The sequence below is a fragment of the Echinicola salinicaeni genome, from assembly GCF_014280965.1.
Taxonomy (GTDB): Bacteria; Bacteroidota; Bacteroidia; order Cytophagales; family Cyclobacteriaceae; genus Echinicola; species Echinicola salinicaeni.
Map to the genome: position 1 here is coordinate 350,680 of NZ_JACODZ010000005.1, position 16,006 is coordinate 366,685.

Below are 16,006 nucleotides of genomic sequence, written 5' to 3' on the forward strand. Positions count from 1 at the left end.
TTCAACGATCTAAGTGGTCACTAAAAAACCAACAACCCCTGCTCTCTCAGTATCTCCCAAACTTCCGATTCCACCAACTCTTCAAAATCACCGACATTGGCTTCATAATCTTCCCAAATTCCCTTAAGCATACTCAAAGGTTGGTCATAGGACACCCTCGCCAAAAGGCTGGCCACCCATTCTGCAAATTCCTCTGGCAACTCCATGGCAAAATCTTCCTTCTTACCCGAAAAGACCAACTCCACAAAACCAGGTTCTTCAGAATCCAGCAAATCTGGCTGCGCCCCTATCCAAACAATTCTATGATGCTTTTTATAAACTAATGCAGGTTCTTCGGCTATTTGCCTATGGATATAGTTTTTTGGAATTGTAGTTATTGGGACTTTAAAATTAAACCATTCTTTCAATGGTATATCAAAACCCACTCCATGCATATAATTAAACAAAGATTTCCTAAGTCCCTCTGAAAAACCAGCATGATCCACACCAATAGGGTCCTCGTACCCCACTTCATTATTGGCAAAAGGAGCCAAGGCCAAATCAGTCCTATAAACGCCAAAAGCCTTTGGGTCCAAGCCAACTGGGCTATGGGCGGTCATGGCAAAACGGTGCCAGAAACCTGACTGCAAAACACCTTCCTCAAAAAGCTGACGCACCATTTCCAAAGAATCTATGGTTTCCTGTGCCGTTTGAGTCGGATAACCATACATCAGGTAAGCATGCACCATAATCCCCGCTTGTGTAAGATGATGGGTAACTTGGGCCACTTGTGCCACGGTTACCCCCTTTTTGATCAAGCCAAGCAATCGATCAGAAGCGACTTCCAACCCTCCTGAAATGGCAATACAGCCGGAAGCCCTCAACAATCGGCAAAGATCAGCAGTAAAATTACTTTCAAAACGGATATTAGTCCACCAAACGACCACAAGTCCCCTTCTCAATATCTCTAAGGCCAGATCCCGCATCAAAGCTGGAGGTGCCGCTTCATCCACAAAGTGAAACCCATTGGTTCCCGTTTGGGCCATAATTTCCTCGATCCTATCACAAAGGATAGCAGCAGTAATGGGTTCGTAACGTCCAATATAATCCAAGGAGATATCACAGAAAGTACATTTCCCCCAATAACAGCCATGGGCCAGGGTCAACTTATTCCAACGGCCATCACTCCATAAGCGATGCATGGGATTGGCCACCTCAATTACCGAAAGATATTTACTTAGAGGCAGGTCACTATAATCTGGAGTCCCTACATCCCTTTGGGGCACATCTTTATCCCTAGCACCATTGATCAATTTCACCTCACCATCCAGACAAACAAATGTTCGCTTCAAAGCTTCTAAAGACAGTTTTCCGTCCAAATGGTCCAACAACAAACGAACGGGGGCTTCACCATCATCTAAGGTGATATAATCTACATAATCGAAAATCCGAGCATCTTTCAAACTTCTAAGCTCTGTATTGGGATAGCCTCCGCCCATCCACACCTTAATACTAGGATGCTTGGTCTTTAAATATTGTCCACACTTCAATGCACCATAAAGATTCCCCGGAAAAGGAACTGAGAAGGCTACCGATTCGGGTTGATATGCTTCTATTTTTTCCTCCAACAAATCCAACAATATGGTATCGATCAAACTCAATGGCCCCTGCAAGGCTTCCTCCATCTCATCAAAGCTACCTGCTGACATTCCCAAGCTCTCTGCATAGCGACTAAAACCAAAATGAGGATCAATGGCCTCAGTAATCAGATCTCCTAAATCCTCCAAATACAAGGTAGCTAGGTAACGGGATTTGTCCCTTAGGCCCATGGTCCCGAAGGCCCATTCCACATCTCCCAACTGCTCAAATCGAGCTGCCTGGGGCAAAAAATTTCCCTCGGAAATATGATAGGCCAGCGTTGGGTTCTTGTCCTGCAAAAAATCAATCACTGTATCTATCGTCTGCAAATAAGCAGCCTTCATCCTCAATATTCTATTTACATTGTCTGAATATTGGAGTCCTTGCTCTTCTGCCAATTCAAAAACCTGCTTTAGCCCTTTTTTTGAAAACAAGGCTAAAATCACTTCCAAACCCAAATCAGCCTGATTTGACGTAATGTTTAAGGTATTTAGATAACCTTTTAGATAGGCCGTTGCTGGATATGGAGTATTCAGCTGGGTAAATGGAGGGGTGATGAAGAGAACTTTAGTAGCCAAAGTATTTGGGATTGATTTGGGGCAAAATTATAAAGAAAGGTGGAATAATTCATGATTTGTGGCAAAACCAGGTGCCAGTAAGCATAACTCCAGTCATTGAAAGTCCTATAAAAAAATCATTTTCCTATAACCTTTCTTCAAAACAGCTTGTCTAAGCTCTACCTTTCCAAACATTACAAATAATTTAACTTCTGCAAAATGAAAAAGATTGAGTTTCTTGACGCTTATGGAAGGAGTGTTTTTTCTAAAAGATTTGATAAACGAATCCATAAGTTCTCTTGACTTTAAACTTCCATTTCCTCCTTCAATTATCGCTTTAGGCTTGGGTATATTCGTTTTGATTGTAGTCTTCCAGTTTATCAATTCGAGAGAGAGCCAAAGAAAACCTCAATAACTCCCTTAATCTGCACCGGTTTTCTCAACGAACTTAAAATAAACAAAATCTAAAAATACCCCATGTGGGGTATTTTATTGGGTTCCAGCATTCTTTATCTTACCATCAAATTCAAATAAACCCAAAATGTACTTGATTTTATTTAAGGTGATAGGTTTCAACAATGATAAACTTAAGTTAAAAATCACTTTTTATTCAGATTGGAGTCAGTAAATATTATTTAAAAACTTATGAAAAAAGCCCTTATTTTTATCCTCAGCTTATTAATTCAGCATTATAGTTTTTCTCAAAATTCACCACTGCTACCCAGCAATGCCTTTGCAGTCAAAATATATAAGGCAACCAAACCAGATTCCAACAACTATTTCATTTCACCTTACAGCCTAAGCATTGCATTAGCCATGACGATGGAAGGGGCTGGATCATCCACCAGGCAGGAATTGGAAAGTTTATTATCTATCAATAATCTTGAAAAGGAGTCCAGTGAAAACTTTGGTTTAAAAGGACCATCAAATAATGAAGCTCCCAAAATTCAACCTCAGCACATCAAAAATGATGATGGCAGCAATAACAACCAGCTCATCATAGCCAACTCCTTATGGATAAAAGACAATTTTGAGATAAATGCCCAATACAAAGATAAAATTCAGACAGACTATATGGCCGATGTCTTTAGCTTTAACATGGGTAATAATACGGATCCCAACCAAAAGTTAAATGATTGGGTATCAAACAAAACCCAAAACAAAATAAAGAGATTAAATGGATTGGGGAAAGATGTCAAATTGAGCCTTTTGAATGCAATTTATTTTTTTGGACAATGGGAAAAGCCATTTGAAGCCAACAGGAATTCTTTGAGCCTATTTTATACCATTACAAAGGAAATGGTTAGTATGGACTTTATGTATAATCAGTCCAATTACCAGTATTATGAAGATCCAGAACTTCAGGCTATTCATATTCCTTATCAATCCAATCAATACTCTATGATGGTACTTTTACCAAAGAGACATAAAAGCCTCTTGGAATTGGAGGAAAAGATCAACCTGGATTACCTTTCAAAAATAGACAGCCTAAGTGCTGAAGAAGAGATTAAGTTGACCCTTCCAAAAATGAAGATTGAATCCGAGATCAACCCTATCAAGGATATTAAAAAGATGGGCTATTCTTTAATGTTTTCTAATAAAGCAGATTTCAGCGGTATTTCAAGCAAAGATTCTTTGAAAATAGGTGAAATCATCCATAAGACCACCTTTGAAACCAATGAAATCAAAAGTGAGGCTACAGCTGCTTCTTTAAATAAAATAGTGATAGTTGGCAACAGTGCAGTATTATCACGGCCCAAAAAGACGATAAAGCAATTCCATGCCAGTCGCCCTTTTATATTTTTTATAACTGACAATAAAACAGGCTCAATAATTTTTACTGGAAGGTTTGTAAGATGATAAGTTTCAACTTTGTATAAATTATACTCAAGTTAGGAAGATTTAAAATCCTCCTAAATATCAGTAAAAAAGAAAGGTGGAACTCAAGCCCCACCTTTGTAATATTCTAACACTAAATCACAAAATTTACATTAATCACAATTTCCTTCAATATCACAGGCACTGCCTGTTTCAGTTCCTTCAACAGATTTTAAAGGAGCTCTCTCCGCTTCATAAGCTTTCCAAGCAGTATCCAATGCCTGGCTAAAAGTTTCTTTTGCCTGTGCTCCGGAAACACCATACTTCTGGTCCAGTACAAAAAAAGGAACACCTCTTACACCCAATTGCTGGGATTCATAAATATCGTGGTTGACAGCTGCATCGAGATCGGCAGACTGCATGGCTGCCTTGGCTTTTTCTTCTTCCAACCCAACCTCATGGGCCAGTTTTATCAAGGTAGGCTGATCATCCATATTCGCTCCTTCTGTAAAATAGGCATGAAACAATCTTTCCTTTAATGTATCTCCTTTGCCATTGATCTTGGCAAATTGTAGCAGACGGTGTGCTTTTCTAGCATTGGCCACAACCACTTTACTGAAATCATAATCCAAACCTTCTTCCTTAGCCATTGCTGCTACCTGCTCACCTGCCTCTTCCGCCTGTTCTAAACTCCAACCTTTGGTTTCTGCCAAATACTGAGAAATACTTTTATCAGGTTCGGTTTTCATTTCGGGGTTCAATAAAAAACTCTTCCACTCTACCTGCACCTTGTCCTTATGAGGGAATTCCTCCAATGCAGCTTCTAACCTTCTTTTTCCAATGTAGCAAAAAGGACACATGATGTCCGACCAGATTTCTATTTTCATAGTTTATTTTGATTATCTTAAGGGTAAATCAATTTTGATATATTTTAGTTCAAAAAATAATGAAAACTAGAGAATGTCCCTCCTGCGCCATGGAGGTAGATGCCAAAGCAGATTTATGCCCTATCTGCAAGTACGAATTCCCGAAAAACAGCCCTATCATCCAAATAGTGGCTATCTTGCTGGTGATTTTATTTGTATTGATGTATATCTTTTAAATCAAATCGGGAATATTAACAAATAAATTGACTGGAGACACCTTATTTATTTTTAATCAATAACGGTTACCACTCCTCTCAAAACCCCACTGTTCCCATCTCCCCCTATATATTTGATCAATAAATTATAATTTCCATTTGGCATCGCAATTCCATTTGTAGTACCATCCCATATTCCCTCATCATCATTCCATCCATCTTTACTTGAATCTGATTGGAAAACCACTTTTCCCCATTTATCATAAATATAGAGTTCAACTTCTTGAACAAAACCATTATAATAAACTACTAAAGGAAACTTAGGATCCTTAGGTTTTATCCCCGTACTAAAACTTATTAAGGGCTCACAATCTTCAGTTACCAGAAAATCCCTGGTACTGATACATCCATTTTCATCTTTGGCCCAAATGGAATAATTCCCTGGCAAATCCGGAATAAAGGCATTGGAGGTTCCTACCAACTGTTTATCCAAATACCATTCATATTCCTTGAAGCTTCCAGGATCAATGACCAAGTCAGTGCCTTCATAGTCACAAAGATCATATACTTCCTCTACTAATATTTCCTTCTCATCAAGCTCTCTAACATAGATGGAATCCATGGTCAAATGACAACCGTTTATTTGAATTTCAGCAAAATATAAACCTGGCTGAGAAACTTCTAGCTGCACTCCTCCCTGCTGAAGCAAATTATTGTCTGAATAAGTATCTTTATACCATCTAATTATTGCCTCATCGGGCAGATTTTCCTCCTCAGAAATTAGTAACAAAGAATTTATTCCATTACATAAACCAGCTGATGAAGTCACAAAATCAGGATCAATGATAGGGGGGAAAAGTGCTATTTCGATCTTATCAGAGACCACATCACATCCTGGATTGTTGGTAAAATGAATTTTGGCAAAATAGCTTCCATTTTTGGTCACAATTACTTTCTCGCCTTCTCCTATAGGCTGATCCTCATCCAAGACTGAGTACCATTGGATTTTTCCATTCACACCATCAGGGATTGAATAATCGGATTTCAAGATCAACCTTCGCTCACATGGATCGCCTAACACTTCCACCAATGGCACTTCCCAAGCTTCGGAAACCACCTCAAAAGTTTTCGTACTAGGGCAATAAATTTCTGATTGGCTTGTAATACTATAAACTCCGGGAGAAGTAATCTCAAATTCATTCCCTGTCGCTAAAAGAACATCGTTTACATCATAAAGAGTATATAATATGTCTTCTTTTTCTTCAGGTTTCACCAAAGCACTTTGACTACATCTGATTAGGTATTTTTCATTAATTTCAAATCCAGAATCGCCTCCTTCTATAATTTTAAAAATTGTATCAATAGGGATATTACAAACATTATGTTCCACACTCACATGATAATCTCCTAAGCTTAAATTTGGGCTTTGAAACTTTTTAGTTCCCCCATCTGAAACCATGCTCTCTTCAAAAACCAATTCTCCGTAATCATTAAATAAATGAACCCTAAATATCTGACCAATGGGATAATCAGAAAAATCAACACTAAACTCAATAAAATTTTCATCTTGACCATTTTCGTCATTATTTCCATTGCAGCCACCCAAAACTTCATTTATCTCTAGACCAGGTAAAGCATCATTAAATTCATATGGATACACCTTAACAGCTTTTTTATATACTTCTTCTGTTAAGGGTGAAGAAATGGTCACACAATATATTCCAGGAGCAACACCCCAAACACCTCCTATCCTATATTTTGGAGGGGAAATGTGAAAAGTACTTTTATAACTAGTCAAATAATCCCTTACCTCGACATACCTTTCAATATTTCTCTCTGGAAACCTCCAATTTATACCTCCTGTTTTCCAACACCACCTAGCTGGATCGGTCGATAATTTGTTTGGTTCTACTATAGATTGGGAAAACCCAAACCTTACCAGCAGCATCAGAACCGCAAAACTAAAAAGAAAGCAAGCCCTAAAAAGTGATCCGGATAGTAATCTTTTAAAAATCATTTTTACACACTAAACAACAGAATCAAGTAAATAAAGTGTCAAATATAGTAAAATTAGTATTCCTACCTTCTCCTCTTTGTTAATTCCCAAAATAAGTAATCCTCCAATCTCAAAAATTAGAGGGCTAACTGGTCAGACCATCTCCAAATGCTGCTCCAATGATTCCAAAACAGCATCAGCTACGAGATGATAAAATGGCACAGGATCATTATTTACCTGTACAGCTTCCAAAGCACGGTAATACGCCAGTCTAGAAACATTGTCTCCTTTGAGATTGGCAATGGTGTAACCATTACTTACCAAAATCAAATTCATAACCAACCGGCTGGTCCTTCCATTCCCATCCACAAAAGGATGAATACTCACCAAACGCTCATGAAGCTCTGCTGCCAAAAGTACCGGATGTAAGACATTCCTTTGCTTTTGATAATGTAGGAAATAATCCTCCATCATCTTATTGATCAAATAAGGCTGTGGAGGAACATGCTTGCTACCGCTAATCCTTACAGGAACTGAACGATATTTACCAGCATTGTCTCTATCTATCCCTTTAAGAACCAAATAATGCAGATCCAACAGGCTCCTTTTATAAAGCTCCTCCTTATCAGAAGCCAACTTCTCTAAATATGCTACTGCCTCTGCATGGTTAATAGCCTCCAAATGTTCCCTCATTGACTTACCTCCTATGGTAATCCCTTCGTTTACTACCAAATGGGTTTCTTGCAAGGTCAATGTATTCCCTTCTATCCTATTGCTTTCAAAAGTGTAAGCAACATTAAAATACTCCTTCATCTTTTCAAGCTGAACTGCTCCCAATGGTCTTTTATTGTTCCATTTTGTCTTGAGCAAATCTATCTTCTCCAACTTGGACAAAACCTGCTCAGGCACCTCTTGAAGTACAAGAGATTGTTTTCCTGCAAGATATTCCACTCTACTTTCTGCTAAAGCCAATATTTCAGCTGAATCAACTTCATACTGAACTAAATTCAATACTTTTTCTACCAACCAAACCTTTTTCAAGTCAGTAAATGCCAATCCATAAGCCACTGACAAACTCATCAAGTTCCTTTCAGATGGCAACCTCTTCCCACGTTCAAATTTACTGAGCAATCCTGAGTCTATGCCGCTCAAAACTACTGCCTCCTTCAAGGTAATCGCCCGGCTTTCCCTACTCTCCATCAAAATATTGGCTAATGTTTTCATTTGACAATTTATATTTTGACAAATTTAGTCAATTTTTATTTTGATTAAAAGAATTTATAATACATTCATCATCAATTACTCTCGAAGTACACCTCCGAAATACCAGATATTGCAAGTAATACTTGTTAAAGACTTTAAGAAAATCGTTGTTGATTTACTTCAGCATGCAACTTGCAAACTATTAAAACAAAGATTCATCCTTATTATCTCTAACCCTATAATAAACCGAAAAAACAACACATTCCCCACCCCTACCAAACAATCAACTGCCAAGTACCATAAATTTTCAAAATATAATTACTTAATCCTCAAAGAATTCAGGCCAAAGCCCTTACGCATCATTGCTTTAATAAAATTTCTATGAAAATATTTTGTTTATTTCACCATTAATTCTAACATTTGTACCGCATTAGAACAATGAGTCATTTAATCAACATAGCAACGCACAGTAATTCAATGGATATCCTTTCCATTAACAGCATTGCTATGCCTACTTTTTCAATAAGGAAAGACTTCAGGAGTCTCTTTAGGGCCTAGTCCCTGCTATTATTATGGATATCTCACGCGGATGTCTTTCTACCCAAATCAAATTTATTTTCTTTACTACTTACAGGAGTCAATCAGTTGGCAAAACAATGTCGGGAATTAGAGCCAATCGCGACTCCCTCGATAAATACCAAACATGACAAAAAGTCAATTTATCATACAGCCTGCAGGAGAGCAGCACTGTAAATATGCCCAAGAAATTGTGGATGAAATGGCTACTTCCGCCCAAGCCAGAGGAACCGGTATTGCCAAACGTTCGCCTGAATACATCACCCAAAAGATGCGGGAGGGAAAAGCCGTGATCGCATTATCCAAAACTGGAGAATGGGCCGGTTTCTGCTATATTGAAGCTTGGAGTCACGGAAGATTTGTGGCCAATTCAGGGTTGATCGTTTCTCCAAATTTCAGAAAATCAGGCCTTGCACGGGAAATTAAAAAATCAGTTTTCAAACTAAGCCGCAGCAAATATCCAAATGCTAAAATCTTTGGATTGACGACGGGTGCTGCAGTCATGAAAATTAACTCAGAATTAGGTTATGTGCCTGTGAGTTATTCTGACCTTACTGATGATGAGGAATTCTGGAAGGGCTGCCAAAGCTGTGTCAACTATGAAATCCTGAAAAGTAAAAACCGCAGTAACTGTCTTTGCACTGCCATGCTTTATGTCCCTAAAGACCAAAAGAAAAAGGAAGTGGCCATGCGCAAAGATTTCGATAAAAACCTTAGCCTTTTTGAGCGACTTGTACGCATGAAGCGAGCAGTCTTCACAGGCCTAAAAAAAAAGACCAGTAAAACGTTAGAAATTATATAAAATGAAAAAAGTAGTTTTAGCATATAGCGGTGGTTTGGACACCACTTTTTGCGCAATCCACCTATCCCAAGAAAAAGGTTATGAAGTGCATGCCGTATTGGTTAACACTGGCGGATTTAGCGAAGAAGAGTTAAAAGCCACTGAAGAAAGGGCAGGAAAACTGGGAATTGCTTCGTTTGAGGTACTGGATGTAACCCAGACTTATTATAATGAAGTAATTAAATACTTGGTGTTTGGTAACGTATTGAAAAACCAGACCTACCCTCTTTCTGTTAGTGCTGAGAGGATCCTTCAAGCCAAAGCCCTTGCAGAATATGCTAAAAAAATCGGAGCCAAAGCTGTAGCCCACGGTAGTACCGGAGCAGGTAATGATCAAGTTCGATTTGACATGATCTTCCAGACCATTCTTCCTGAAGCTGAAATCATCACCCCTATCCGTGATTTGAAACTGAGCCGTGAAGCTGAGATCGAATATTTGAAAAAGCACGGCGTAGAAATGAATTTCGAAAAAGCAGCCTATTCCATCAATAAAGGTATTTGGGGAACATCTGTGGGAGGTAAAGAAACTCTTACCTCTGGTGATACTTTGCCAGAGGAAGCCTACCCCACCCAGTTGACCAAAACTGAATCTGAAGCCATTACCTTGCAATTTGAAGCAGGAGAACTGAAAGGTGTAAATGGACAAAACTTCGACAATCCAGTAGACGCCATTTTGAAAGTTCAGGAATTGGCAGATCCTTATGCCATTGGTCGTGACATACACGTTGGTGACACCATTATAGGCATCAAAGGCCGTGTAGGTTTTGAGGCTGCTGCTCCATTGATCATCATCAAGGGCCATCAGCTATTGGAAAAACACACCTTGACCAAGTGGCAAACGTTCTGGAAGAACCAAATTGCTGAATTCTATGGCAACCACCTACACGAAGGGCATTATTTGGATCCTGTAATGAGAAACCTAGAATCATTCCTTCAGGATACTCAAACCTTCGTTACAGGAACTGTAAAAGTTGCTTTGAAACCTTACCAATTCCAATTGATTGGTATTGAGTCTGAACATGATTTGATGTCAGCCAAATTTGGTAGCTATGGTGAAATGAACAAAGGCTATACCGCTGAAGATGTTAAAGGCTTCACCAAAATACTTGGTAACCAAACAGCAATTTTCCATAAAGTGAACCAAACCTTAGAAAATGACTAAAATAAAAACTGCCATTATTGGCGCTGCTGGATATACTGGAGGGGAATTGCTAAGAATTTTGGTAAACCACCCTAATTGTGAATTAGTTTATATCCATAGCAACAGCCAAAAAGGCAAAAAAATAGATGAAGTACATCCTGATCTAATCGGAGACTCCGATTTAGTGTTCACAGATGAAGTAAAAACTGAAGGATTGGATGCTGTCTTTTTGGGATTGCCTCACGGACAGGCCAAATCCTTTTTGGAAGAAAATAAATTCGATGACCATACCGTCATCATTGATTTGAGTACTGATTTCAGGGATGAATCCAACGGTTTCCTTTATGGACTTCCTGAGATCAATTCCCCAAAAAACAAGAACACCAAGCGTATAGCTAACCCAGGCTGTTTTGCTACGGGTATCCAATTGGCCTTGGTACCTGCCATTGCAGCTGGATTGGCCAAAAGCGATATTCATATTACAGGTATCACGGGCAGTACTGGTGCCGGCAAAAAGCTGAGTGAAACTACCCACTTTAGCCAGAGAAACCAGAATGTATCAGTTTATAAGCTATTCACCCATCAACACCTAAAAGAAATCAAACAGACTTTTGGGCAGTTGCAGGAAGGCTTTGACCAAAACCTCCTATTTGTACCCTACAGAGGTAATTTCTCCCGAGGTATCTGGATCACTGCTTACTTCCCTTATGAGGGCTCTTTGGAAGATGCCTACAAAGTATACAAGGAATTCTATGCTGATGCACCGTTTACCCTTGTTTCAGAAAAAGACATCGACCTTAAACAGGTAGTAAGCACCAATAAGTGCATTGTTCACCTGAAAAAAGAAGCGGGACAATTGGTGGTATATTCTGCCATTGACAACCTTTTGAAAGGGGCTTCAGGACAAGCTGTTCAGAATTATAACCTGGCCTTTGGATTGGATGAAAAAGCAGGTTTAAAACTTAAAAGCGTAGCTTTTTAAACCACAATAAAATGAAACTATTTGACGTTTATCCATTGATCAATGTCACCCCTGTAAAAGCTGCTGGCAGCAAAATCTGGGATGATCAAGGAACCGAATATTTAGATTTATATGGAGGGCATGCTGTGATTTCTATCGGACACAGCCATCCACATTATACCAAACGCATCAAGGAGCAATTGGACAATATTGCCTTTTACTCCAATTCTGTTCAAATTCCAATTCAAAAGGAATTGGCAACAAAACTGGGCGAGGTTTCAGGCTATACCGATTACGATTTATTCCTATGTAACTCAGGAGCAGAAGCTAATGAGAATGCCCTGAAACTAGCTTCTTTTGATACAGGCAAGAAAGGATTTATCTCTTTTACTAAAGGCTTTCATGGAAGAACGGCAGGTGCGGTAGCCTTAACCGACAACCCTAAAATCATCGCTCCTTTCAATGAGCATGAGCACGTACATATTCTTCCTTTCAATGATATTGATGCAGTTGAAAAGCAATTGGCCAAAGGTGATATCGCAGGGATCATTGTTGAAGGAATCCAAGGTGTTGGTGGAATTCAAGTGCCTAATGCTGAATTTCTCTTGGGCCTTTCTAAATTGGCCAAGCAATATGGAGCGAAACTAATTTTAGATGAGGTTCAGTCTGGTTATGCAAGGACGGGTAAATTCTTTGCCCACCAGTGGGTAGAAGGACTAAAACCAGACTTGATCACCGTTGCAAAAGGAATGGGAAACGGTTTCCCAATTGGGGGAGTATTGATCAGCCCTGAATTCAAAGCCTCTCATGGTCTGCTTGGAACTACTTTTGGAGGGAATCATTTGGCCTGTGCCGCTGCATTGGCCGTATTGGAGGTCATAGAAGAAGAAAACCTTATTGAAACATCACTTGAAAATGGTGAAGCGCTGATTAAAGCGCTAGAAGCTATTGAAGGCGTTACTGAAGTACGTGGCAAGGGCTTGATGATAGGCTTTGATCTGGACATTGAAGCAGCACCAGTAAGGGCTGCTTTGATCAAAGAACACAAGATTTTCACTGGAAGCTCTGCCGGAAAACACACCATTCGTTTGCTTCCCCCACTGAATATTGAGTCAAAAGCCTTAACTTTATTTATTCAAAAGTTAAAAACAGTATTAACCACTAATAAAGTCCAATAGGACAAAACAAAACCAATGGTATCAAGGCGTTCATTTTTTCAAAAAGATGAACGCTTTGTATTAAGGGTTTTTATTATTCTTAAAACTTAATTTACCCATGAAATACTACACCCAATTTGAAAACAAAAGCCTAGCGGATCAACTGATCCAACAAGCCTTGGAATACAAAGCATCTCCTTTACAGGATCATAACCTAGGCGCTGGAAAGAGAATTGGATTGATATTTTTGAATCCCAGCCTAAGGACCCGTGTGAGCACGCAGATTGCCGCAGCTAATTTGGGTATGAGTGCCATCGTACTCAATATGGACAAAGAAGGTTGGGCATTGGAAATGGAAGACGGCGCCATCATGAACCAAGGGAAGGTGGAACATATCCGTGATGCTGCCGGAGTATTGGGGAGTTATTTTGATGTATTGGCACTAAGAGCCTTCCCTTCTCTCTCCAATAAAAAGGAGGACAGTGAAGACTATATTCTTAACCAGTTTATCAAGCATAGTGGCCTCCCAGTAGTGAGTTTGGAAAGTGCTATCCGTCACCCTTTACAGAGTTTGGCGGATATGATTACCATAGACGAGCATAAGAAAAAAGATAAGCCAAAAGTCGTGCTTACTTGGGCACCACATATCAAAGCCATTCCACATGCCGTAGCTAATTCTTTTGCAGAATGGTCCATCGGCTGTGGACATGATGTGACCATCACCCATCCGGAAGGATATGAATTGGACGAGCGGTTTACCAAAGGGGCAAAAATTGAATATGATCAGGACAAGGCACTAGCAGACGCAGACTTCGTTTATGTTAAAAACTGGAGTGCTTTCAATGAATATGGTAAAATTCTTTGTACTGATGAATCTTGGATGCTGAATGAACAAAAATTGGCAAAGGCTCCTGATGCCAAAGTTATGCATTGTCTTCCTGTAAGAAGAAATGTAGAGCTTTCGGATGAGATTTTGGATGGTCCTAGAAGCTTGGTACAACACCAGGCCAAAAACAGAATTTATGCAGCTCAAGCTGCGCTTAGCAATATTTTAAAATAAGCTTTTCCCCTAACTACCTATTGCCCTATGATGAATATCAGTATTGTAAAAATTGGCGGAAACGTCATTGATGATCCAGAAAAACTGGAAGAATTTTTATCCTTGTTTGCACGACTGGAAGGAAAAAAAATCCTAGTCCATGGCGGTGGGGTGATGGCTTCCAAATTCGGTGAAAGTCTAGGCATAAAACCTAAAATGGTAGATGGCAGAAGAATTACTGATGCTGAAACACTGGATGTGGTAACGATGGTTTATGCGGGACTTATCAATAAAAAAATTGTTGCCCAACTCCAAGGCTTAAGACAAAATGCTTTGGGCTTCACTGGAGCAGATGGTAACCTGATCCGTTCTTCAAAAAGGCCAATAGGAAAAATAGACTATGGCTTTGTCGGAGATGTTAAAGAAGTAGATACTGAGTTATTAAATTTATTACTCGAAAAGGATATAGTCCCTGTGGTTTCTGCCATAACACATGATCGAAAAGGGAACCTTTTGAATACCAATGCCGATACTATTGCTTCGGAAATTGCTACTTCCATGGCAAAAAAACATATGGTGAGACTTTATTTCTGTTTCAACAAGGCAGGAGTACTCATTGATGAAAACAACGATGATTCAGTTGTTCCCCGTATCAATGAGGAAATCTATGAAGAACTTAAAAAGGACAATGTCATCCATTCAGGCATGATCCCTAAATTGGACAATGCCTTCGCTGCCCTTCAAAAAGGGGTAAGCAATGTTTGGTTGGGCAAGGCTGAAAACCTGATTTTAGCTGCGAAAGGAAAAAAATCAGGGACCAATATTGAAAGGCATAAATACGACCTTTATTGATTCTTTTCCAAAATATAAAAGTCCTAATTAAAACTCTAAATCACTTTTGCTGATTTATGCATAAGCTCAAAGAAGAAGCAAAAAAGCTTCTACAGCAATTGATAGAAACTCCTTCCCTCAGTCGAGAGGAAGAAAATACGGCCAATATATTGGCGGATTACCTCCTTCAAAAAGGAGTAGAGATCAAACGCAAAAAAAATAATGTCTGGGCAGTCAACAAACATTTTGATTCCCAGAAACCCAATATATTATTGAACTCCCATCATGATACTGTCAAGCCGAATAATGGTTATACAAAGGATCCGTTCAAGGCTATAATTGAAGAGGGGAAATTATATGGATTGGGCAGTAATGATGCTGGAGGCTGCTTGGTAAGTCTAATAGCCACCTTTGTTCATTTCTATGAAAAAAAACTTCCTTTTAACTTAATTCTAGCGGCAACGGCAGAGGAAGAAATCAGTGGAAAAGAAGGAATTGCCTATCTACTAGAGGACCTGCCTGAAATCCATTTGGCAATTGTGGGAGAACCCACCCTTTTGGATGTAGCAGTAGCAGAAAAAGGCCTTATGGTTATCGATGCCACTGTAACGGGAAAGGCAGGTCATGCTGCCAGAAATGAAGGTATCAATGCACTATATGAGGCATTACCCGATCTAAACACCATTAAGGATTATAAGTTTAAGAGGGTATCAGAATATTTAGGGGAAAGTAAAGTTTCTGCAACCATCATTCAATCAGGAAGCCAGCATAATGTGGTCCCAGACAAATGCGTTTATACCTTAGATGTAAGGGTTACGGACAGCTATACTCTTCAAGAGGCTTTGGATGAACTAAAAGAAATATTAAAGGCAGATTTGCAGCCAAGATCTATTAGGCTGAATAGTTCTGCCCTTCCCAAAGACCACAAAATCTGGGATGTCATCCATTCAATGAAATTGAAATGTTACGGCAGCCCTACCCTATCGGATCAGGCTTTGATTCCTTATCCATCAATCAAGATCGGACCAGGAGATTCCGCCCGCTCCCATACTCCGGATGAATATATTTATTTGGAAGAAATCGATCAGGGTATTGACCGATATATTGATATATTAAGATCATACATTGATTCAATAAATTAAAAAGAATAAGAAATTGGTAACCGGTAAACTGTGATCAGTAATCAGT

13 protein-coding genes are annotated in these 16,006 nt (G+C 39.2%); 9 read left to right on the forward strand and 4 right to left on the reverse strand.

The genetic code is table 11. From position 1 onward, the window contains the following. Window positions 1-20 precede the first annotated feature (20 nt). Window positions 21-2,195 (reverse strand): B12-binding domain-containing radical SAM protein, encoded by a 2,175-nt coding sequence (locus tag H7U17_RS11480; RefSeq protein ID WP_186756864.1) that lies wholly within the window; start codon window positions 2,193-2,195, stop codon window positions 21-23. A 624-nt stretch (window positions 2,196-2,819) separates the two neighbouring features. Between H7U17_RS11480 and H7U17_RS11485 the strand changes: the two genes are divergently transcribed. Continuing rightward, a complete protein-coding gene (locus H7U17_RS11485; protein ID WP_186756865.1) occupies window positions 2,820-4,034 on the forward strand; it encodes a serpin family protein in 1,215 nt (404 codons plus the stop codon). A gap of 131 nt (window positions 4,035-4,165) precedes the next feature. Here H7U17_RS11485 and H7U17_RS11490 read toward each other — a convergent pair whose 3' ends face one another. After that, window positions 4,166-4,879, reverse strand: a complete 714-nt coding sequence (locus H7U17_RS11490) for a DsbA family oxidoreductase (RefSeq protein WP_186756866.1) — start codon at window positions 4,877-4,879, stop codon at window positions 4,166-4,168. A gap of 59 nt (window positions 4,880-4,938) precedes the next feature. On the opposite strand from H7U17_RS11490, the gene H7U17_RS11495 reads away from it, so the two are divergent. Beyond that, complete coding sequence (locus H7U17_RS11495) at window positions 4,939-5,094, forward strand: hypothetical protein (protein WP_186756867.1); 156 nt, start codon at window positions 4,939-4,941, stop codon at window positions 5,092-5,094. A gap of 52 nt (window positions 5,095-5,146) precedes the next feature. Here the strand turns inward: H7U17_RS11495 and H7U17_RS11500 are convergent, their stop codons facing one another. Continuing rightward, on the reverse strand, window positions 5,147-7,090 hold the full coding sequence (locus tag H7U17_RS11500; protein WP_186756868.1) for a gliding motility-associated C-terminal domain-containing protein: 1,944 nt from the start codon (window positions 7,088-7,090) through the stop codon (window positions 5,147-5,149). A gap of 132 nt (window positions 7,091-7,222) precedes the next feature. Continuing rightward, window positions 7,223-8,293, reverse strand: coding sequence for a Fic family protein (locus H7U17_RS11505; RefSeq protein WP_186756869.1), 1,071 nt, complete (start codon window positions 8,291-8,293; stop codon window positions 7,223-7,225). A gap of 682 nt (window positions 8,294-8,975) precedes the next feature. Between H7U17_RS11505 and H7U17_RS11510 the strand changes: the two genes are divergently transcribed. From H7U17_RS11510 to H7U17_RS11540, 7 genes are all read left to right on the forward strand, one after another. Beyond that, window positions 8,976-9,650 carry a GNAT family N-acetyltransferase gene (locus H7U17_RS11510; RefSeq protein WP_186756870.1) on the forward strand — a complete coding sequence of 225 codons (675 nt, stop codon included), beginning with the start codon at window positions 8,976-8,978 and terminating at the stop codon, window positions 9,648-9,650. A 1-nt stretch (window position 9,651) separates the two neighbouring features. Continuing rightward, window positions 9,652-10,851 (forward strand): argininosuccinate synthase, encoded by a 1,200-nt coding sequence (gene argG / locus H7U17_RS11515; RefSeq protein WP_186756871.1) that lies wholly within the window; start codon window positions 9,652-9,654, stop codon window positions 10,849-10,851. After that, on the forward strand, window positions 10,844-11,812 hold the full coding sequence (argC, locus tag H7U17_RS11520) for an N-acetyl-gamma-glutamyl-phosphate reductase (RefSeq protein WP_186756872.1): 969 nt from the start codon (window positions 10,844-10,846) through the stop codon (window positions 11,810-11,812). The genes argG and argC overlap by 8 nt, the downstream gene beginning before the upstream one ends. 11 nt (window positions 11,813-11,823) lie before the next feature. Next, window positions 11,824-12,969 (forward strand): aspartate aminotransferase family protein, encoded by a 1,146-nt coding sequence (locus tag H7U17_RS11525; protein ID WP_186756873.1) that lies wholly within the window; start codon window positions 11,824-11,826, stop codon window positions 12,967-12,969. 97 nt (window positions 12,970-13,066) lie between these two features. Beyond that, complete coding sequence (locus tag H7U17_RS11530; RefSeq protein ID WP_186756874.1) at window positions 13,067-14,008, forward strand: N-acetylornithine carbamoyltransferase; 942 nt, start codon at window positions 13,067-13,069, stop codon at window positions 14,006-14,008. Between the two features lie 30 nt (window positions 14,009-14,038). Next, the gene (argB, locus tag H7U17_RS11535; RefSeq protein ID WP_186756997.1) at window positions 14,039-14,839 is read left to right on the forward strand and encodes an acetylglutamate kinase; all 801 of its coding nucleotides are present in this window, start codon (window positions 14,039-14,041) and stop codon (window positions 14,837-14,839) included. A 56-nt stretch (window positions 14,840-14,895) separates the two neighbouring features. Next, a complete protein-coding gene (locus H7U17_RS11540; protein WP_186756875.1) occupies window positions 14,896-15,960 on the forward strand; it encodes a M20 family metallo-hydrolase in 1,065 nt (354 codons plus the stop codon). The last annotated feature ends 46 nt before the right edge of the window (window positions 15,961-16,006 follow it).